Consider the following 18,721-nt stretch of genomic DNA (forward strand, 5'->3'; position numbering starts at 1 on the left):
GGACGCGAAACCGTCCGCGCGGGCCTGCGGACCTCCGCCCGCGCGAGCGCCAAAGCGGCCGTTCGATAGCGGGTCCGGCGGCCCGTCCGGCGCCCACGGCACATCCGGGGCGGCGTCCGTGGAGCCGTCGACGCGGGCCTGCAGGCGTCCGTCTCGGCGGGCGGCCACGGGGCCGGTCTGGAGGCCGTCCTGCGGGCCTTCGAACACCCAGGGGCCGTTCGTGGGCCGGGGTGCGGGACGGCAGGTCATGGCCGCACCCGTACCTGGACCGGCTCGCGCGGTGCGCGCGGCGGGGCCGCGGCCTCGTGCGGGCCGAGCGGCAGCGCCCGGCGGTACTTGGCGTGGCCGCGCAGCCAGTGCCAGGTGGCGGCCGGTGGGATCAGGACGCTGGTCAGCGCCATGGTCGCGACCTCGTCCCGGGTTCGCGGACCCGGCGCGATCCTCGCCCAGGCGAATTCGGCCGTACCGGCCACCCATACGGCGGCGCAGGCCGCGGCCGCGGCTCGTCGGCCCGCGACGGCGCAGGAAAGGGCCGTCAGCGCGGCGGCCGTCACCACCAGGTGACGCGGCAGTCGTCCTCTCGGCGCGTCCGCCCGGCTCCACCAGTCCCGGCCGTGCCGCCGGTTCATCAGTACGTCGTCGGCGTTGCCCCTCTGGAGGCGTACGGAAACCATGCGGTCGGCGCGACGGACCGGATGGACCGTGCTGCGCCTTCCGGCGCTCACCGTCCAGCCCGCCGCCAGCACCCGCAGCGCGAGATCCGCGTCCTCACGGAAGGCCCGCCGGAAGCGTTCGTCGAAGCCGCCGACGGCTTCGAGGGCCTCCCGGCGGTAGGCCATGTCGGCGGTGATCCACCGCGCCGTGGCCAGCCCGGCGGTGTTGCGTTCCCAGTCCGTGGGCCGCCGGTGCACCGGCAGCGGCACCGTGATGCGCGCGGTGACCGCGGCGGTCCGGTACGTCGTCGCCGCCAGGTCCCTGGCCAGGTCGTCGCCCCACGTCGGGCCCGGCACGACGTCGTCGTCCAGGAAGACCACCCACGGCACCGGGCCGGCTTCCCGCCACCCCCTGTTGCGTGCCGCTGCCGGTCCCCTCGCGCGGCCTGTCACCACGGTGGTGACGGGGCGCAGAGCCTCCGGAATGCCGACCGGCAGGGGCACGCCGCCGGGCTCACGGCGGTCGTCGACGAGGACCACCTGCGCCGGCTTGGGACCGGCGGCGTCGGCCAGCGCCCGCAGGCACGCGCTCAGGCTGCGGCGTCCGAGCGTCGGAATCACCACGGCGTAAGCGGGTGCGGGGGCCGCTGTCTCCTCTCCGTACGGTGTCATCGCGTCGCCCCGTCGTCGTACGTGTCCGACGAGTGGAAGAACTCACCGCGCCGGATCGCGTACGGGCCGATGGCCAGCAGGTCGACGGGCGACGAACCGAAGCACTCCAGCGCGTCGCGCGGGTCGTCCACCATGGGCCGGCCCGCCGTGTTGAGGCTGGTGTTGACGACCACCGGCAGACCCGTGAGCCGCTCGAATTCGCTGAGCATCCGGGCGACCAGCGGCTCCTGCACCGGGTCGACGGTCTGGATGCGGGCGGTCCCGTCGACATGTACGACGGCCGGGATGCGGCCGCGCCACGCCTCGGCCACGTCGTGGACGAACAGCATGTACGGACTGGGCATCGGCCCGTCGAAGATCTCCGGGGCCCGGTCGGCCAGCACCATCGGCGCGACCGGCCGGAACTGCTCGCGGCCCTTGACGTCGTTGAGCCGTTCCAGATTGCCCGCGTGACCGGGATGGGCCAGCAGCGAGCGGTGGCCGAGCGCCCTGGGCCCGTACTCCGAACGGCCCTGGAACCACGCGACGATGGCGTTGTCCGCCAACGCCCGGGCCACGGTCGCGGCGATGTCCGCCGGCCGGTCGAACGGCACGGCCGCCGTCTTCAGCCAGGCGCCGAGTTCCGCGTCCGACCAGTCGCGGCCGAGGTCCGCGCCGGCCATGGGCTCCGGCTCGTCCCCTCCGTCGGCGGCGAGCAGCAGGGCGCTGCCCAGCGCGGTCCCCGCGTCACCCGCGGCGGGCTGTACCCACACGCGGGAGAAGGGGCCTTCGCGGGCGATCCGGGAGTTGGCGACGCAGTTGAGCGCGACGCCCCCGGCGAGGGTGAGAACGCTGTCGTGCGTCTTGCCGTGCAGCCAGCGCACGAGGTCCAGCAGCGTCTCCTCCAGGACGGCCTGCGCACTGGCCGCGACATCCGCGTGGTCCTGCGTCCACGGCTCGTCCGGCCCGCGCGGCGCGCAGAGTTCGTGCCAGGGCACGGCCGTGGCGTGGAACCCGCCGTCCCCCGTCGGATACACGTGGCGGCGCAGCTCGGGCAGCATGCGCGGTGTGCCGTGCGAGGCCAGTGCCATGACCTTGAACTCGTCGCAGGAGCGCAGGAATCCGAGGTGCTCGGTCAGCTCCTCGTAGACCAGCCCCAGCGAGTGCGGCAGGTCCTGCGCGTGGAACGCCTCCAGCCGGTTACGGATCCGGCGCGCCGCGAGGTGCGAGGCGCGTTCTCCGCGCCCGTCGAGCACCAGCACCGAACACGTCTCGGCGTCGGAGGCCGCGAACGCGCTCGACGCGGCATGCGCCATGTGGTGCGGTACGAACCGGACGATGCCGGGGTCCAGTCCCGGCAGGGCGGCTTTGAGGAACGCGGGGGCCTGCCGGGCGTACGTCAGGCGCAGGTGGTCCCAGGGGTCGTCCAGGCCCATCGCCTCGGCGGCCCTGGCCAGTTCGGGGTCGAAGGAGTACGCCACCGCGTCGAGGTCCTGCGGGCGCAGGTTCGCGCGCTTCAGGCACCAGGCGGCGGCCTTCTCAGGCAGCTCCCAGGCGGAGAACGGCACCGGCCGCTTGCCGTGCTTGCGCCGGGAGAACCGCTCCTCCTCCGCCGCGGCGACGGTCCGGCCGTCGATGACGAGCGCGGCGGCGGGGTCGTGGAAGAGGGCGTTGATTCCGAGGATGCGCATGGGGGTCCCAGGCCTTTCGGCGAATCGGGGCGAAGCCGGGCCGCGCCGGGGGCGCGGCCAGGAGGGCGTTCGGCCGGATCAGCTGTCCACGTGGGCGCGATACCAGGCGATGGTGCGACGCAGGCCGTCTTCGGCGGGCACACGCGGCTCCCATTCGAGCTTGTCGCGGGCCAGCGTGATGTCCGGGCAGCGCACAGCGGGGTCGTCCGTCGGCCGTTCGATGAAGCGGATCTCGGAGCTCGATTCGGTCAGCTCGATGACGAGCCCCGCCAGTTCGAGCATGGTGATCTCGGTGGGATTGCCGATGTTGACGGGGCCGCGCATGCCGTGCGCCGCCGCCGCGAGGATGCCGCGCACGGTGTCGTCGACGTAACACAGCGACCGGGTCTGGAGTCCGTCACCGGTGACGGTGAGCGGCTCGCCGGCGAGTGCCTGACGGATGAACGTCGGTACGGCGCGGCCGTCGTAGCCGCGCATCCGCGGGCCGTACGTGTTGAACAGCCGCACGATGCCGGTGTCGGTGCCCTGGGCGTCGGCCTCGGCGGTGGTCAGCGCCTCGCCGAAGCGCTTGGCCTCGTCGTACACGCTGCGCGGCCCGACCGGGTTCACGTTGCCCCAGTACCGCTCGTTCTGCGGGTGCTGCTGCGGGTCGCCGTACACCTCCGAGGTGGAGGCGAGCAGGAAGCGGGCTCCGGCGCCGTGGGCGAGGGCCAGGGCGTTGCGCGTACCGAGACTGCCGACCTCCATCGTGTGCAGGGGCAGCCGCAGGTAGTCGGCGGGGGACGCCGGGGACGCGAAGTGCAGCACGAGGTCGGGCGGCCGGTCGACGTCGAACGGCTCGGAGACGTTGGCCTGCACGAGCGTGAATCCGGGGCGGTCGAGCAGCGCGGATATGTTCTCGGGCCGGCCGGTGCTGAAGTCGTCCACGCAGGTGACGGCGGCGCCGGCGTCCAGAAGCGCGGTGCACAGGTGCGAGCCGACGAAGCCCGCACCGCCGGTGACGACGGCGTGTTCCCAGTCGTGTGAGAAAGCTGCGTTCATTTCGATCTCCTCTGACCCGAGCATTGAGCCTCCGATCAGGGTCAGCCCCCGCGGGCCGTCGGGCGCGGTGATGTAGAGCATCCGAGTGACTGACGGGGAGTGAGGGGCACATGAGGGGCACATGGGGAGCGGCAGCGGACGCGCAACGCGGGCACACCCGGTTACCGGATTCCCCTTTGAGCACATGAATGCCTACGGTTCTCAATGGATGACAAAGCGCACGCGTCGAGGAGTGAGTACTGGCATGAGTACCCCGGACGACCTGCCTGTCCTGCGCACGCTCGACAACCTGACCCGTCTCGTCGAGCGACACGATCACCTGTACGTACGCTGGTCACGCGGCCCCGCGGCCGACCTGAAATCGGTGTCGAGCAGGGACGACCTGACGGGGGTCGCCATGCCGGGCCTGTCCGCGAACGCCCTGGATGTCGAGCCGTGGTGGGAGGACCGGCCGGTGCGGGTGTGGGTGGCCCGCCGGTTGCACGACTACTCGCACTTGCCGCGCGAGAAGGGCCCGGACGTGCACCCCTGGGCGCTGCGCGGACGGGAGACGGGCCGCGGGCCCGACAATGAGCCACTGGTCGGGGACATCGAGCCGGTCGGCTGGATCGACGTACGGGTGATCGAAGAAGCCGCCGGCGAAGTCGCCCGGCAGGAAGGCGTCTGGGGCACTCTGCGGCGTGAGGCTTAGCGGAAGAACGGCGCTTTGCTCCATCGCGGTGACAGCATCCGCGCAAGGTATTCGCACACAGGGGCCGGGGCATGTATCGGCCCATGAATGTGAACCCGATCGAAATGCAGAAGTCCCTCAGCGGCGTGAGTTACCCCGCCTCCAAGAAGCAGATCATGGAGAAGGCGGAGAAGAACGGTGCCGGCCGTGAGATCAAGGAGGCGCTCAAGGCTCTGCCGGAAAAGGAGTACGACACTCCGGCGGCCATCAACAAGGAAGTCGGCAAGTAATCCTGCCCCAGCCGGACCGGTTTCGCTCAGCCGGTCAGCGCCGGCCCGGGCTTCAGGCGGTCAGCGCCGGCCCGGGCTTCAGGCGGTCGAGAAGCCGGTCGTGGTGGAGTTCGGCCACGGGCGCGAGGAGATCGGGGTGGCGCAGGAGTGCGGCGGCCTGCCGGTCCCGAGCGTCGGGCGTGACCAGGCGCGGGAATTCCGCCGGTGAACCCTGCGCGTACCGGGATCCGGCGAGCGCGGTCACCGCGGCTCCGGCCAGGTCCGGGGCGCTGAGCAGGCATGCCGCCCAGCTCGCCACGACCTCGTCGACCCATGTGCGCCACGCGTACGTGTCCGGGTCGTCGGCGGCCCCGTCGGCGCCGGTGACCCAGTCGAGCCGGGCAGAGCCCCCGGGCCCCGCCACGGAAACCAGCCCGGCGTCCATCGCCGTCGGATAGCGCAGCCAGGCCGCGACCGTCACCGCCTGCCGCGCCTGCGCCTCGCAGAGGGCGGAGTCCATCACGCCGCCGCCGGACGGATAGGCGCGGGTCAGCCACTGAGCGGTCGCCGCTATCAGCGGGGAGAGATCTGCGGGCATGTCCGGCCGTCCGAATTCATCGGGAGAGAAGTCCGGAACGCTACCTCCCGGGACCGGCCGTGGAAATGGCGCGCGTCACGAGCCGGCAGTGACCTGGACCACATCAACGATACAGAGGAGCAAAACCATGAGAAACGGCGCGGACGTCATCACGGAATTGACCACTGACCATCAGGAAGTGGAGGAGCTGTTCACCAATATCGAGGAACTTCCGGCCGGAGACCGGCAGCGGAAGGTGTACGCGGACCAGGTCACCATGGAATTGGTCCGGCACTCGGTCGCGGAAGAGGCGTACCTCTACCCGGCGGTCCGCAAGCACGTCCCGGACGGTGACGCACTCGCGGACCGGGAGCTGGAGGACCACGCCGAAGCGGAGCGCACCATGAAGGACATGGAGAGCTGCGAGGCGGACGACCCCCAGTTCGACATGCTGGTGGGCAAACTGATGACGGAGATCAGGGCGCACATCATGGACGAGGAGAACAACCTCTTCCCCCGGCTGCGCGAAGCCTGTTCCGCCGAGATGCTGAACGACCTCGGTGACAAGGTCCGGCAGGCGAAGAAGACGGCGCCGACGCGGCCGCACCCCTCCGCGCCCGACAAGCCGCCGGCCAACAAGCTGCTCGCCCCCGGAGCCGGACTCGTGGACCGGATGCGCGACGCGATGTCGGGCCGGGGCAAGAAGTAGTCCCGAGGTCCGCACCGCACTCGGCGCTCTCGCCGGAGCGCCTGCGCAGGGAACGCCACGGAGCCAGGACCCAGCTGGGTCCTGGCTCCGTGGCGTTCAGCCCCCCTCGTCTAGAAGGCCGATGAAGATCTTGAAATCGCGCCCGGCTTGCACCGGTTCAGCCCGATTGACATTTACCGGCAATCCGGGGTGAGTCGGGCGGTCCGAGCAAGATCTTCAGGAGTCTTCTAGGCGTGCAGGGTGGCGTCCAGCACCGTAACGGCGTTCCCGGTGAGGTGAACGCGGTTACCGCGCACGGCGGTACGGACCAGGCCACCGCGCACAGAGGCCTGCAGGCCGGTGAGCCCGTCACGGCCGAGACGCCCGGACCAATACGGGGCGAGCGCGGTGTGGGCGCTGCCCGTGACGGGATCCTCCAGGATGCCCTCGGCCGGCGAGAAGAAGCGCGAGACGAAGTCGTACGCCCGGCCTGCCTCGGCCGGGGCGGTGATGACGACTCCGCGCAGCCCCTCGCGGCGCGTCAGGGCGGCTACCGCGTCCAGGTCCGGGGTCACGGCGCGGACGGCGTCCTCGTCGGGCAGGACGGTCAGCAGGTCACCCAGCGCGCCCGTACGGAAAGTGGCCTCCGGCTTGGCCCCGAGGGCATCGGCCAGTCCGTCCGGTACGGGCACTTCGGAGCCCGGTGCGGCCGGGAAGTCCAGTGTGATGCTGCCTTCCTCGTCGGTGTGCGCGAGGAGGACGCCGCTCTCCCGGCTGCTGAAGCGCACCGTACCGACGAGTCCGCGCTCGGCGCGCAGCACGTGCGTGGTGGCCAATGTGGCATGGCCGCACAGATTGGTCTCGACGAGCGGGGCGAACCAGCGGATCGCCCAGTCGGCCTCGGCCGTATCGGACAGCGGGAGTGCGAAGGCGGTCTCCGAGTGGTTCAGTTCGGCTGCGACCTTCTGCATCCAGCCGTCGTCCGGCCACTCCCCGGCGGGCAGGAGACACACACCCGCCGGGTTCCCGGCGAACGGACGATCGGTGAAGGCGTCGACAACGTAGATTCGCATGCCCGCACCATAGCGATGCCAATAGAAGCCCCGCCAAGTCCAATCCGGAATGAGTGGACTGTTCTGGCGACCGCTGCGGTCAGTCCGTGGAAAGAGCTTCGAGAAGGTCACCCACCTGCGGGTCGGGCAGGGCCCGGGCGACATCGGCCAGGGCCACGATGCCGACGAGGTCGTGACCGTCGATGACGGGCAGTCGGCGGACCTTGTGCGAGGTCATCGTGCGCAGGATCTCGCCGGCGTCGTCGTCGGCGCCGATCGTCACCGCCTCGCCCTGCGCGAGTTCGCCCGCATTCGTCTTTGCGGGGTCCTTGCCGGCGCCCAGAACCTTCACGACGATGTCCCGGTCGGTCAGCATGCCCTTGAGCTTGTTGTCGGTCCCGCAGATCGGCAGCGCGCCGACGCCCAGCTCCGTCATCTTCCGGGCCGCGACCAGCACCGTCTCGTCCGCTCCGATGCACTCGGTGCCGGGGGTCATGATCTCTCTGGCAGTTGTCACGTGTCGTCTTCCCATCCTCGTGGCGAAGGGAGCCGCCCGGGGCTTCGCCACCCCGGACCGGCTCCCTCACACTTCCTACGCCCGCCCCCGGACAGCGGCCAACACGCCACGACGTCACCGGACCGGCGTCATCCGATTGCCCGGCTCCACCCTGCCGCCGGTCACCGGGCCGCACACCGGGGCCGACCGGGTGAAAGGCGAAGCACGCCCCTGAAAGAAGGGGTACCTCTGCGCGCACGAACGGTTGGGTGCGGAAGGGAACACCAGGGAACACCAGGAAAGAGGAGCACATGCAGATCGGCTACAAGCTTGCCGCCGAGGCGTTCGGCCCGGCGGAACTGGTGCGGCAGGCGGTTCTGGCGGAGCAGGCGGGCTTCGATTTCGTCGAGATCAGCGACCATTACCACCCCTGGCTCAACAACCAGGGCCATTCGCCGTTCGCCTGGACCGTCCTGGGCAGCATCGCGGCGAAGACCTCACGGATCGGCCTGGCCACCGGCGTGACGTGCCCGACGGTGCGCTACCACCCGGCGATCGTCGCCCAGGCCGCGGCGACCCTGGCCCTGGTGTCGGACGGCCGCTTCGTCCTCGGTATCGGCTCCGGGGAGCGGCTCAACGAGCACGTCGTCGGCCTGGGCTTCCCGGACACCGTAAGCACCCGGCACGAGATGCTCAGGGAGGCCCTGGAGATCATCCGACTGCTGTGGCGCGGCGGTTACCAGTCGTACGACGGCAAGCACCTGCGGCTCAAGGACGCCCGGGTGTTCGATCTTCCGGAGGAACTGCCGCTGATCGCGGTGGCCGCGAGCGGCCCGGCCTCCACGCGGATCGCCGCGGAGCTCGGGGACGCTCTGTTCGCCACCGAGGACAAGCCGGAGATCGTCCAGCAGTACCGCGACGCGGGCGGCAGCGGCCCGCTCTACGTGGAGGTGCCGATGGCCTGGGCGCCCGACGAGCACACCGCCGCGAAGGCCGCGCTGGAGACGTCTCGCTGGGCGGTGACCGGATGGAAAGTCATGAGCGAGCTGCCGAACCCGGTCAACTTCGACGCGGCGACCACGACCGTGCGCGAGGAAGACATCCTCGAAAAGTTCGCCTGCGGCACAGATCCCGCCCGGTACGTCCAGGTCGCGCAGCAGTTCGTCGACGCGGGCTTCGACCGGCTGGTCATGCAGAACGCCGGCCCCGATCCCGACGGCTTCATCGACTTCTACCAGCGGGAACTCGCCTCCCGTATCCCGCGGTTGAAGCCGGCCGGTGCCGGCGCCTGACTCCCCCGCAGACGGGACCGCCCCGGCCCGCGTGGATGCGGGGCCGGGGCGGAACGTACGGCAAAACCGGACAGGTGCTGCCGTCAGGCGAGCGTCGCGATGGCCTGGTTGAAGGTGTTCGACGGGCGCATCACGGCCTTCGCCTTGGCCGCGTCGGGACGGTAGTAACCCCCGATGTCGGCCGGCGAGCCCTGCACCGCGATGAGCTCGCCGACGATGGTCTGCTCCTGCTCGGCCAGCGTCTTGGCGAGAGCGGCGAACGCCTCCGCGAGCTTGGCGTCCTCGGTCTGCTTCGCCAGCTCCTGGGCCCAGTACAGCGCCAGGTAAAAGTGGCTGCCCCGGTTGTCGATGCCACCGAGGCGACGGCTCGGCGACTTGTCCTCCTCCAGGAAGGTCGCCGTCGCACGGTCGAGGGTATCGGCGAGCACCTGGGCGCGCGCGTTGTCCGTCGTCTGCGCGAGGTGCTCGAAGCTCACCGCGAGCGCGAGGAACTCACCCAGGCTGTCCCAGCGCAGGTAGTTCTCCTTGACGAGCTGCTGTACGTGCTTGGGCGCGGAGCCACCGGCCCCGGTCTCGAACAGGCCGCCGCCGTTCATGAGCGGGACGACCGAGAGCATCTTCGCGCTCGTACCGAGCTCAAGGATCGGGAACAGGTCGGTGAGGTAGTCACGCAGGACGTTGCCGGTGACCGAGATGGTGTCCTCGCCGCGGCGGATGCGCTCCAGGGAGAACGCGGTCGCCTCGACCGGCGGCATGATCTCGATCTGCAGGCCCTCGGTGTCGTGCTCCGCGAGGTACGTCTTGACCTTGGCGATCAGCTGCGCGTCATGCGCGCGGCTCTCGTCGAGCCAGAAGACGGCCGGGACGCCGGTCGCGCGGGCGCGGGTGACGGCCAGCTTGACCCAGTCCTGGACCGGCAGATCCTTGGTCTGGCACATGCGGAAGATGTCGCCCGCGCCGACGACCTGCTCCAGCACGGCGTTGCCGGCCGCGTCGACGACCCGTACCGTGCCCGTGGCCGGGATCTCGAAGGTCTTGTCGTGGCTGCCGTACTCCTCGGCCTTCTGCGCCATCAGACCGACGTTCGGCACCGAACCCATGGTCGACGGGTCGTACGCGCCGTTCGCGCGGCAGTCGTCGATGACCACCTGGTAGATACCGGCGTAGCTGCTGTCCGGGAGGACCGCGAGGGTGTCGGCCTCCTGGCCGTCCGGGCCCCACATGTGGCCGGAGGTGCGGATCATGGCCGGCATGGAGGCGTCGACGATGACGTCGCTCGGTACGTGCAGGTTGGTGATGCCCTTGTCGGAGTCGACCATCGCGAGGGCCGGGCCCTCGGCAAGCTCGGCCTCGAAGGACGCCTTGATCTCGGCGCCGATGTGCGGCACGGAGTCCAGGCCCTTGAGGATGCCGCCGAGGCCGTCGTTGGGGGACAGACCGGCGGCGATGAGTACCTCGCCGTACTTCGCGAAGGTCTTCGGGAAGAAGGCGCGCACCACGTGGCCGAAGATGACCGGGTCGGAGACCTTCATCATCGTGGCCTTCAGGTGTACGGAGAAGAGAACACCCTCGGCCTTGGCGCGGGCGACCTGCGCCGTGAAGAACTCGCGCAGCGCCGCGACGCGCATGACCGCCGCGTCGACGACCTCGCCGGCCAGGACGGGCACCGACTCACGCAGGACGGTGGTGGTGCCGTCGTCTCCCACGAGCTCGATACGCAGCGAGCCCGCCTCGGAGATGACCGCGGACTTCTCGGTGGAGCGGAAGTCGTCGTTGTCCATGTGCGCGACGTTGGTCTTCGAGTCGGCCGTCCACGCGCCCATGCGGTGCGGGTGCTTGCGGGCGTAGTTCTTGACCGACGCGGGGGCGCGGCGGTCGGAATTGCCTTCGCGCAGCACGGGGTTGACGGCGCTGCCCTTGACCTTGTCGTAGCGCGCGCGGACGTCCTTGTCCTCGTCGGTCTTCGGGTCGTCCGGGTAGTCCGGCAGCGCGTAGCCCTGCTGCTGGAGCTCGGCGATCGCGGCCTTCAGCTGCGGGATCGAGGCCGAGATGTTCGGAAGCTTGATGATGTTCGCGCCGGGCGTCTTGGCCAGCTCACCGAGCTCGGCGAGCGCGTCCTCGATGCGCTGGCCCTCCTGGAGGTACTCGGGGAAGAGGGCGATGATGCGCCCCGCCAGCGAGATGTCGCGGCTCTCCACCGTGACCCCGGCCGTCGAGGCGTAGGCCTCGACCACAGGCAAGAACGAATACGTCGCCAGGGCCGGGGCCTCGTCGGTGTGTGTGTAGATGATGGTCGAGTCAGTCACCGGGTGCTCCGCTCCACGTCTGCAACATTGCTTGACATCAAGATATCTCTAGACCGTACCTCCCCCGACAGGGGTCGGTCAGCCCGCCAGAGCCGCCGATACGACAGCCTTGGCCTCCTCCTGGACGCGGGCGAGGTGGTCCGGGCCGAGGAAGGACTCGGCGTACACCTTGTAGACGTCCTCCGTGCCTGACGGGCGGGCGGCGAACCAGGCGCTCTCGGTGGTCACCTTGATGCCGCCGATGGGAGCGCCGTTGCCGGGGGCCTCGGTCAGTACGGCGGTGATCGGCTCCCCGGCCAGCGTGTCCGCTGTGACCTGCTCGGGCGAGAGGCGTGCCAGTACCGCCTTCTCCTCCCGGTTCGCCGGGGCGTCGATGCGCGCGTAGGCGGGCTCGCCGAAGCGGGCGGTGAGCACCGCGTAGTGCTCGGAGGGCGACTTTCCGGTGACCGCGAGGATCTCGGAGGCGAGCAGCGCCAGGATGATGCCGTCCTTGTCGGTGGTCCACACCGAACCGTCGCGGCGCAGGAAGGAGGCCCCGGCCGATTCCTCGCCGCCGAAGCCGAGTGATCCGTCGGACAGCCCGTCCACGAACCACTTGAAGCCCACGGGCACTTCGACCAGTTGGCGCCCGAGGCCGGCCGCGACGCGGTCGATCATCCCGGACGATACGAGTGTCTTGCCGACTCCGGCGTCGGCGGGCCACTGGTCGCGGTGGGCGTAGAGGTAGCCGATGGCGGTGGCGAGGTAGTGGTTGGGGTTCATCAGGCCGGCGTCGGGGGTGACGATGCCGTGCCGGTCGGCGTCGGCGTCGTTGCCCGTCGCGATCTGGAAGCGGCTCCGCCCCTCGATCAGCGAGGCCATCGCGTACGGCGACGAGCAGTCCATCCGGATCTTGCCGTCCCAGTCCAGCGTCATGAAGCGCCAGGTGGGGTCGGTCCGCGGATTGACGACGGTCAGGTCGAGACGGTGCTGCTCGGCGATGCGGCCCCAGTACGCGACGGACGCCCCGCCCAGCGGATCGGCGCCGATGCGCACGCCTGCGGCGCGGACCGCGTCCAGGTCGAGGACGGACGGCAGGTCGGCGACGTAGCTGTTCAGGAAGTCGTACCGTCCGGTGGTGGGTGCGGCGAGGGCCCGGGTGTAGGTCAGGCGCCGTACGTCCTTCATACCGTTCGCGATGATCTCGTTGGCGCGGTCCTGGATCCAGCCGGTCGCCTGCGAACCGGCGGGGCCGCCGCTGGGGGGGTTGTACTTGAAGCCGCCGTCGGCGGGCGGGTTGTGCGACGGGGTGACGACCACACCGTCGGCGAGACCCGAGGTCCGGCCACGGTTGTGGACCAGGATGGCGTGCGACACCGCCGGGGTGGGGGTGTAGCCGTCGGTCGTGTCGATGAGCACCGTCACGTCGTTGGCGGCGAAGACCTCGACCGCCGTCACCCGGGCCGGCTCGGACAGCGCGTGGGTGTCGGCGCCGAGGAAGAGCGGCCCGTCGATGCCCTGTTGGCTCCGGTACTCGCAGATCGCCTGGCTGGTCGCGGCGATGTGGTCCTCGTTGAAGGCGGTGGCCAGGGACGATCCCCGGTGCCCGGACGTTCCGAACGCGACGCGCTGACCCGGCTCCCGCACATCGGGGTGCAGGGCGTAGTACGCGGTCACCAGCCGGGCCACATCGGTCAGATCTTCCGGTGCGGCCTGCTGTCCCGCTCGCTCGTGCGCCATCTGCCCACTCCTCCAGATCGTTGGTGCCGGTGCCGGTTCCGGTGCCGGTTCCGGTTCCGGTGCCGGTTCCGGTTCCGGTGCCGGTTCCGGTTCCGACGTCGACGTCGGTCACCAGTGGGTACCACACGGACCTTTCATTGTGGGGCCGTGTGGTGATTGACCAGGCTTTCCAAGTCATCCACCGCTGTTTCGACGGTCGGCAGGGCCAGGCAGGCCAGCCGGGCCTGCTTCACTCGCCGCAGTACGGAGCCGTCGTCGAGCAGCCGGCGGCACGTCGACGCGATGCCGGACGGTGTGGGGTCGGTGACCACGCTGCCGAGGCCCAGCTCGGTGACGCGCCGCGCGTTCATCGGCTGGTCCGCCGTCTGGGGCAGTACCGCCATGGGAGTTGCGGTGGTGATCGAGTCCCACACGCTGGTGTAGCCGCCGTGGGTGAGGAAGAGGTCGGCCGCTGCCAGCAGCAGCGGCTGCGGTACGGAGTCGACGACATGCACATGGGGGGCGGGATCGAGACCGGCGACGGTCACTCCGCTGGTCGACACCACCGCGGTGCAGTCGACCCGTGACAGTCCCTCGATCATGGACCGCAGGACCGTCGCCGGATCCGGCTGCCCCGGCAGCGGCGGATGCCCGTCCGGCGAGGGCGGGAAGAGCGGCAGAGCGCAGCCGATACCGGCGTACACCAGTGGCCGGTCGGTGGGGAGGCCGACCACCCAGCTGGGGAGTTTCGCGCGGGGGTCGGCGACCGCCGGCCGGCGGTACGCGTGCGCGGGCGGGAGGTGTGGAGCGAAGGTCCAGGAGGGCGGAAGATCGTCCAGGTGCCCGTGGGGTGTCAGGGACATCGGATCGTCCTGCTCGGGCAGGCCGACGGTGGAGCGCCGGCGATTGAGATGCGGCAGCAGAGCCGTGGGGTCGGTGAAGCCCTTCGCGCCGGAGGGCATCGCCACCTGGGGGATTCCCAGTTTCTCGGCCACGAGGCAGGCACTGACGTCCATCGCGTCACGCAGCAGCAGATCCGGCTTGAAGTCGTGGGCCACCGCGTCCAGCGCGTTGAACTGATCCGCCATGTGCGGCCCCGCCAGTGCGAGCGCCGCCGATCCGCGGGACGCGGTACCGGTCTGCAGGTGCTTGACAGCATCACGGATTTCCTGACCGGCCGTCATCGCGTCACCGAACAGGCTCGGCAGACATGCCGTCGCGGGAACGCCCTGGTCCAGGTAGAAGCCGAGCAGGTACTCCTCGGTGGCGATGTGCACTTCATGACCCGCGCCGGACAGCAGGCGCGCGAAGCGGAGCGCCTCGCGCGTGTGGGATGGGGAGAGAACCGAAGTACACAGGACGCGCATGCCAGAGATCACCATTCGCCCGCTCGACAGCATTTTCCCGCTCGAATCATCCCCTTGAGCGGGCCGCGCGGACGCGGTGACGCACCGATCAATGTGATCAACGGCTTGACGGGGTGCTGCTGGTGTCCCTGCACGGCGACGACCCGCTCCCCGACATGCTCGCCGAGCTGGAACTGCCGACCGCCCTCGGTGGCCGGCGCCCCAGCGACGAGTCGGTGTCGTACGTCGACTCCGACAACGTCGGCGGGGCCCGGTCGGCGGTCCGCCACCTGGTGGACGCGGGGCGGCGGGCCATCGCTGGGCGACTTCATCGAGGAGAGCGGTCGCCGGGCGATGGCCGAGCTCCTGGAGCGCCATCCGGAGCTGGACGCGGTGTTCGCCGCGTCGGACATCATGGCCGCGGGCGCAGTGCACACCCTGCGCGCGGCAGGTCGGCGGGTGTCGGAGGACGTGGCCGTCGTGGGGTTCGACGACTCCCCTCTCGCGCAGCACACCGATCCGCAACTCACCACCGTCCGCCAGCCGGTGGAGGAGATGGGCCGCGCCATGGCACGCGTACTCCTGGAGGACATCCTGCGTACGAAGCTGGTGGTGCGCGCCTCGGCCTGACGTGCTTCGCATTTACCGCGGCTGAGCAGTGCGGCGACCGCCGCGCCCTATGCCCAATTCCCTTGCGCGTCACGGCACTTGCCAGCACCTCGGGAGGTCCCTACAGTCCTGCCCGAAGCACTAGTGGGAGCGCTCCCACAGAGCTCTTGGTGGGAGCGCTCCCATCCCACCCGCGACGCTTCTCACCGAAGGAGCCACATGAGACCGCTACCGCGCTGTGTCCGGTCCGTCCGCACGGCCCTCCTGACGATGCTGGTGGCCTTGGCGTCACTGGCCGCTCTCGTGACGACGGCAGGGCCCGCACAGGCCGACACCCTGATATGCGATCAGTTCGGTTCCACCACCATCCAGGGCCGCTACGTCGTCCAGAACAACCGCTGGGGCACCGGCGCCGCACAGTGCGTCAACGCGACCACGACCGGCTTCGAACTCACGCGCGCCGACGGCGGCGTACCGACCAACGGGGCGCCCAAGTCGTACCCCTCCGTCTACAACGGCTGCCACTACACGAACTGCTCCCCCGGCACCAACCTGCCGATGCGGGTCGACTCGATCAGCAGCGCGCCGAGCAGCATCTCCTACGGGTACGTCGCCAACGCGGTCTACAACGCGTCGTACGACATCTGGCTCGACCCGGCGCCCAAGACAGACGGCGTGAGCGAGACCGAGATCATGATCTGGTTCAACCGGGTCGGCCCCATCAACCCGATCGGTTCCAGGACCGGCACGGCGACGGTCGCCGGCCGTACCTGGGAGGTCTGGAGCGGCAACAACGGCCTCAATGACGTGATTTCCTTTGTCGCGCCTTCGGCGATCGCGAGCTGGAACTTCGACGTCATGGACTTCGTCGACCAGGCCGTGGCCCGTGGGCTGGCACAGGAGTCGTGGTACGTCACCAGCGTGCAGGCCGGGTTCGAGCCCTGGGAGAGCGGGGCCGGCCTGAAGGTCGAGTCCTTCTCCTCCACGGTGAACGGCGGCGGTGGCGGCGGTCCGGGCGACCCCGGAACCCCGGCCGCCTGCCGGGTCACGTACGCCACCAACTCCTGGCCGGGTGGCTTCACCGCCAATGTGACCGTCGCCAACACGAGCGCGACACCGGTCAACGGCTGGAAGGTGGCCTTCGGCCTCCCTGCCGGCCAGAACGTCACCCACGCATGGAACGCCGTCATCGCCCCGTCCTCCGGGACGGTGACGGCGACGAACACTTCCTCCAACGCCCAGATCGCGGCCAACGGCAGCCAGCCCTTCGGCTTCCAGGGCACGTACACGGGAACCTTCACCAAGCCGACGCAGTTCAGCCTCAACGGAACCGCGTGCGCGGTGGCCTAGAAGCCCGGAAATGGGCCTGTCCCCGCCCGGCCGGTACGGCGGCCGGGCGGGGACAGGCGTCAGCGGTCAGGGAGCGGCGCGCGCTCGCCGGTCAGGCCGGTCGGAGTAGTAATGGACATGACAACCATCCTTGCCTGCACGAAGAGCCTGCCGGATTCGAGCACTGAGCTTTGGGGAACCCAGATGTGACCAAATCCGATCAACAAGGAGGCCGCAATGAGCGAAGAGAGCCGCGAGGTGGAAAACCCCGTCACGAAGCATCCCCAGCCGGAGCTCCCGGATCAGGAACAGGAGCATCCCGGCTGGACGGGCCCGATGGATCCTCCGCCCGATCACGGCGAGGAGTCCTATCGGGGAAGCGGGCTTTTGAAGGGCCTCGCGGCAGTGGTGACCGGCGGGGACTCCGGGATCGGCCGGGCGGTGTGCCTGGCCTTCGCGCGTGAGGGTGCCGATGTTCTGCTCACTCATCTTCCGGAGGAGGAGAAAGAGGCCGCCGAGACCTCCCGCCTCGTCGAGGAGGCGGGCCGCAGGGCTGTCGCGGTGAGCTGCGACATCCGCGACGAGGACCAGTGCCGTGCGCTCATTGATCGCGCGGTCACCGAATTCGGCCACATCAACATTCTGGTGAACAACGCCGCCTATCAAATGTCCCAGCCGGACGGCATCGGTGCCATCACGACCGATCAATTCGACCGGGTCATGAAGACCAACCTCTACGGCATGTTCTGGCTGTCGAAGATGGCCCTCCCCCACATCCCCGAGGGCGGCTCCATCATCAACTCGTCCTCCGTCCAGGCGTACAAGCCCAGCCCTCATCTGCTCGACTACGCCATGACGAAGTCGGCCATCGTCGCCTTCACTCAGGGGCTGGCGCAAATGGTGGCGTCCAGGGGAATCCGCGTCAACGCTGTCGCGCCCGGCCCGGTATGGACGCCGCTGATTCCGGCGACCATGCCGGACACCACGAAGTTCGGAAAGCAGGCGCCTTTGGGCCGCCCCGCACAGCCTGCCGAAATGGCCCCGGCCTATGCATTCCTCGCTTCTGGGCAGGCGAGCTACATCACGGCTGAGATTGTCAACGCCACTGGGGGCACACCTCTGCCGTAAAAGAGCACGGCGGCGCTCACTTCGGTTCGCCGGATCCAGGTTCTGCCATTTTCCGGTGGGCGGCTGCCTTGACGCTGTCGGGGACGACCTTGTTGACGAGCTCTTGCGCTTTTGTCTTCACGGAGCCCGCCACGATCTTCTTCCGGCCGGCCATCAGAGCCGCGAATCCCTGCCTCGCCACCTCTTCAGGGTCGTCCTTCTTCTGCCGCCCGACCTGGGTGTCCTCCATGCCGGCGCGGTGGAAGAAGTGGGTCTCCGTCGGGCCGGGCATGACCGACGTGATCGTCACCGCGGTGTCTTTCAGTTCGTTCTGCAATGCCTGGGCGAACGACTGGATGAAGGACTTAGAGGCGTTGTACACCGCCTGGAACGAGCCCGGCATCGTTGCGGCGATGGACGACGTGAACAGGATTCGGCCCTCGTCGCGAGCGACCATGTCCGGCAGCAGGCCCCTCGCCAGCCGCACGGTGGACGTGATGTTGAGGTCGATGACGCGCAGCTGGTCGGCGAGGTCCGTGTCGAGGAAGGCCCCGCCCTGTCCGACGCCGGCATTGAGTGCGGCGGCGGCAACCGGCCGCCCGGTCGCCGTGATGGCGCCGAGCAGTCGTTCCACGCCGTCCGGTGTGGCCAGATCGGCTTTCACGATGTGTACGTCGGCTCCATGGGCCCGCACTTCGTCCGCCGCAATGCCGAGGCCGGAATTCTCGGCGGCCAGCAGAAGGTCGAATCCATTTTCAGCGAATTGCTTGGCCAGCTCGAAACCGATTCCGCTGGAGGCACCGGTGACGACGGCCAGAGGCCTGGTTCGGTTCATGAGGGATGAATACCCACACAAGGCCGCTTGTATCACTTTGTTCCGTTTTGCCCAATGCCCAGCACGGCCGGTCGGCGTGGAGCAACTCCCCTCACCGTGCGGTGGACTTGCGGAAATGGGCGCTCAACTGGCCGCAGAGGTAAAGAAGTTCCGGCGCCGTGCCCACGCACTCTCGACCAATGCCGCTCCAATAGCGCACGTTCCGCCCCACGAATGACCAATGTGGGCGGTTTGCCTGAATGGTCGGCTGCTCGACATCGTCCGTGACAGGAGTCACGTCGGCAGAGAAATGCGGTAGTGCCAACACCTCAGTTCCCGTCAACAGAGGGAAAGTTGCGCCTGCCGCCCACGGACAGTGACAGAAGTTTCCACGTCCTGATACGCCATCTTCATTGCGACGTGGAATCCGGG

The 18,721-nt window shown here is 69.5% G+C and carries 16 protein-coding genes and 1 pseudogene; 7 read left to right on the plus strand and 10 right to left on the minus strand.

All coding sequences use genetic code 11. From position 1 onward, the window contains the following. Nucleotides 1-245: 245 nt before the first annotated feature. The 3 genes from J7E89_RS00430 to J7E89_RS00440 form a co-directional block, all read right to left on the minus strand. Nucleotides 246-1,325 carry a glycosyltransferase family 2 protein gene (locus J7E89_RS00430; RefSeq protein WP_214966836.1) on the minus strand — a complete coding sequence of 360 codons (1,080 nt, stop codon included), beginning with the start codon at nt 1,323-1,325 and terminating at the stop codon, nt 246-248. Next, on the minus strand, nt 1,322-2,995 hold the full coding sequence (locus tag J7E89_RS00435; protein WP_214966838.1) for a carbamoyltransferase C-terminal domain-containing protein: 1,674 nt from the start codon (nt 2,993-2,995) through the stop codon (nt 1,322-1,324). Before J7E89_RS00435 ends, J7E89_RS00430 begins: the two co-directional genes overlap by 4 nt. 78 nt (nt 2,996-3,073) lie before the next feature. Then, nucleotides 3,074-4,036, minus strand: a complete 963-nt coding sequence (locus tag J7E89_RS00440; protein WP_214966840.1) for an NAD-dependent epimerase/dehydratase family protein — start codon at nt 4,034-4,036, stop codon at nt 3,074-3,076. Nucleotides 4,037-4,280: 244 nt separating this feature from the next. Here J7E89_RS00440 and J7E89_RS00445 point away from each other — a divergent pair, with 244 nt between their 5' ends. Further along, nucleotides 4,281-4,727, plus strand: coding sequence for a DUF6098 family protein (locus tag J7E89_RS00445; RefSeq protein WP_214966842.1), 447 nt, complete (start codon nt 4,281-4,283; stop codon nt 4,725-4,727). 83 nt (nt 4,728-4,810) lie between these two features. Next, nucleotides 4,811-4,996 carry a DUF2795 domain-containing protein gene (locus J7E89_RS00450; protein WP_214966844.1) on the plus strand — a complete coding sequence of 62 codons (186 nt, stop codon included), beginning with the start codon at nt 4,811-4,813 and terminating at the stop codon, nt 4,994-4,996. 52 nt (nt 4,997-5,048) lie between these two features. Here J7E89_RS00450 and J7E89_RS00455 read toward each other — a convergent pair whose 3' ends face one another. Next, the gene (locus J7E89_RS00455) at nt 5,049-5,573 is read right to left on the minus strand and encodes a hypothetical protein (protein ID WP_214966846.1); all 525 of its coding nucleotides are present in this window, start codon (nt 5,571-5,573) and stop codon (nt 5,049-5,051) included. Between the two features lie 127 nt (nt 5,574-5,700). Here J7E89_RS00455 and J7E89_RS00460 point away from each other — a divergent pair, with 127 nt between their 5' ends. Beyond that, on the plus strand, nt 5,701-6,261 hold the full coding sequence (locus J7E89_RS00460) for a hemerythrin domain-containing protein (RefSeq protein WP_214966849.1): 561 nt from the start codon (nt 5,701-5,703) through the stop codon (nt 6,259-6,261). A gap of 227 nt (nt 6,262-6,488) precedes the next feature. Here the strand turns inward: J7E89_RS00460 and J7E89_RS00465 are convergent, their stop codons facing one another. Both J7E89_RS00465 and J7E89_RS00470 read right to left on the minus strand, forming a co-directional pair. Beyond that, nucleotides 6,489-7,313: a PhzF family phenazine biosynthesis protein gene (locus J7E89_RS00465; RefSeq protein WP_214966851.1), complete on the minus strand. Its 825-nt coding sequence runs from the start codon at nt 7,311-7,313 to the stop codon at nt 6,489-6,491. 79 nt (nt 7,314-7,392) lie between these two features. Continuing rightward, a complete protein-coding gene (locus tag J7E89_RS00470; RefSeq protein WP_214966853.1) occupies nt 7,393-7,809 on the minus strand; it encodes a CBS domain-containing protein in 417 nt (138 codons plus the stop codon). A gap of 290 nt (nt 7,810-8,099) precedes the next feature. On the opposite strand from J7E89_RS00470, the gene J7E89_RS00475 reads away from it, so the two are divergent. Further along, complete coding sequence (locus J7E89_RS00475) at nt 8,100-9,080, plus strand: TIGR03557 family F420-dependent LLM class oxidoreductase (protein WP_214966855.1); 981 nt, start codon at nt 8,100-8,102, stop codon at nt 9,078-9,080. Between the two features lie 83 nt (nt 9,081-9,163). Here the strand turns inward: J7E89_RS00475 and J7E89_RS00480 are convergent, their stop codons facing one another. The 3 genes from J7E89_RS00480 to J7E89_RS00490 all read right to left on the minus strand — a co-directional run bounded on the left by J7E89_RS00480 (nt 9,164) and on the right by J7E89_RS00490 (nt 14,451). Beyond that, nucleotides 9,164-11,386 (minus strand): NADP-dependent isocitrate dehydrogenase, encoded by a 2,223-nt coding sequence (locus J7E89_RS00480; RefSeq protein ID WP_214966857.1) that lies wholly within the window; start codon nt 11,384-11,386, stop codon nt 9,164-9,166. A 78-nt stretch (nt 11,387-11,464) separates the two neighbouring features. Beyond that, entirely contained in the window at nt 11,465-13,105 is a 1,641-nt protein-coding gene (pgm, locus tag J7E89_RS00485; RefSeq protein ID WP_214966859.1) for a phosphoglucomutase (alpha-D-glucose-1,6-bisphosphate-dependent), read from the minus strand. Between the two features lie 134 nt (nt 13,106-13,239). Beyond that, on the minus strand, nt 13,240-14,451 hold the full coding sequence (locus tag J7E89_RS00490) for a glycosyltransferase (protein ID WP_214966862.1): 1,212 nt from the start codon (nt 14,449-14,451) through the stop codon (nt 13,240-13,242). Nucleotides 14,452-14,552: 101 nt separating this feature from the next. Here J7E89_RS00490 and J7E89_RS00495 point away from each other — a divergent pair. From J7E89_RS00495 to J7E89_RS00505, 3 genes and pseudogenes are all read left to right on the plus strand, one after another. Continuing rightward, nucleotides 14,553-15,060, plus strand: a pseudogene (locus tag J7E89_RS00495) (substrate-binding domain-containing protein); the annotation flags it as partial. 198 nt (nt 15,061-15,258) lie between these two features. Beyond that, the gene (locus J7E89_RS00500) at nt 15,259-16,389 is read left to right on the plus strand and encodes a cellulose binding domain-containing protein (RefSeq protein WP_214966864.1); all 1,131 of its coding nucleotides are present in this window, start codon (nt 15,259-15,261) and stop codon (nt 16,387-16,389) included. A 216-nt stretch (nt 16,390-16,605) separates the two neighbouring features. Then, the gene (locus J7E89_RS00505; protein WP_214966866.1) at nt 16,606-17,496 is read left to right on the plus strand and encodes an SDR family oxidoreductase; all 891 of its coding nucleotides are present in this window, start codon (nt 16,606-16,608) and stop codon (nt 17,494-17,496) included. A 16-nt stretch (nt 17,497-17,512) separates the two neighbouring features. Here the strand turns inward: J7E89_RS00505 and J7E89_RS00510 are convergent, their stop codons facing one another. Beyond that, nucleotides 17,513-18,310: an SDR family oxidoreductase gene (locus tag J7E89_RS00510; RefSeq protein ID WP_214966868.1), complete on the minus strand. Its 798-nt coding sequence runs from the start codon at nt 18,308-18,310 to the stop codon at nt 17,513-17,515. Nucleotides 18,311-18,721 lie beyond the last annotated feature (411 nt).

Origin of the sequence: Streptomyces sp. ISL-100, from assembly GCF_018614615.1 — a bacterium.
GTDB lineage: Bacteria > Actinomycetota > Actinomycetes > Streptomycetales > Streptomycetaceae > Streptomyces.

Excerpts from the sequence above, each read along its gene's own strand:
- J7E89_RS00430 (WP_214966836.1), bottom strand. The coding sequence starts at position 1,325 with ATGACACCGTACGGAGAGGAGACAGCGGCCCCCGCACCCGCTTACGCC.
- J7E89_RS00435 (WP_214966838.1), bottom strand. The coding sequence starts at position 2,995 with ATGCGCATCCTCGGAATCAACGCCCTCTTCCACGACCCCGCCGCCGCG.
- J7E89_RS00440 (WP_214966840.1), bottom strand. The coding sequence starts at position 4,036 with ATGAACGCAGCTTTCTCACACGACTGGGAACACGCCGTCGTCACCGGC.
- J7E89_RS00445 (WP_214966842.1), top strand. The coding sequence starts at position 4,281 with ATGAGTACCCCGGACGACCTGCCTGTCCTGCGCACGCTCGACAACCTG.
- J7E89_RS00450 (WP_214966844.1), top strand. The coding sequence starts at position 4,811 with ATGAATGTGAACCCGATCGAAATGCAGAAGTCCCTCAGCGGCGTGAGT.
- J7E89_RS00455 (WP_214966846.1), bottom strand. The coding sequence starts at position 5,573 with ATGCCCGCAGATCTCTCCCCGCTGATAGCGGCGACCGCTCAGTGGCTG.
- J7E89_RS00460 (WP_214966849.1), top strand. The coding sequence starts at position 5,701 with ATGAGAAACGGCGCGGACGTCATCACGGAATTGACCACTGACCATCAG.
- J7E89_RS00465 (WP_214966851.1), bottom strand. The coding sequence starts at position 7,313 with ATGCGAATCTACGTTGTCGACGCCTTCACCGATCGTCCGTTCGCCGGG.
- J7E89_RS00475 (WP_214966855.1), top strand. The coding sequence starts at position 8,100 with ATGCAGATCGGCTACAAGCTTGCCGCCGAGGCGTTCGGCCCGGCGGAA.
- pgm (WP_214966859.1), bottom strand. The coding sequence starts at position 13,105 with ATGGCGCACGAGCGAGCGGGACAGCAGGCCGCACCGGAAGATCTGACC.
- J7E89_RS00490 (WP_214966862.1), bottom strand. The coding sequence starts at position 14,451 with ATGCGCGTCCTGTGTACTTCGGTTCTCTCCCCATCCCACACGCGCGAG.
- J7E89_RS00500 (WP_214966864.1), top strand. The coding sequence starts at position 15,259 with ATGAGACCGCTACCGCGCTGTGTCCGGTCCGTCCGCACGGCCCTCCTG.
- J7E89_RS00505 (WP_214966866.1), top strand. The coding sequence starts at position 16,606 with ATGAGCGAAGAGAGCCGCGAGGTGGAAAACCCCGTCACGAAGCATCCC.
- J7E89_RS00510 (WP_214966868.1), bottom strand. The coding sequence starts at position 18,310 with ATGAACCGAACCAGGCCTCTGGCCGTCGTCACCGGTGCCTCCAGCGGA.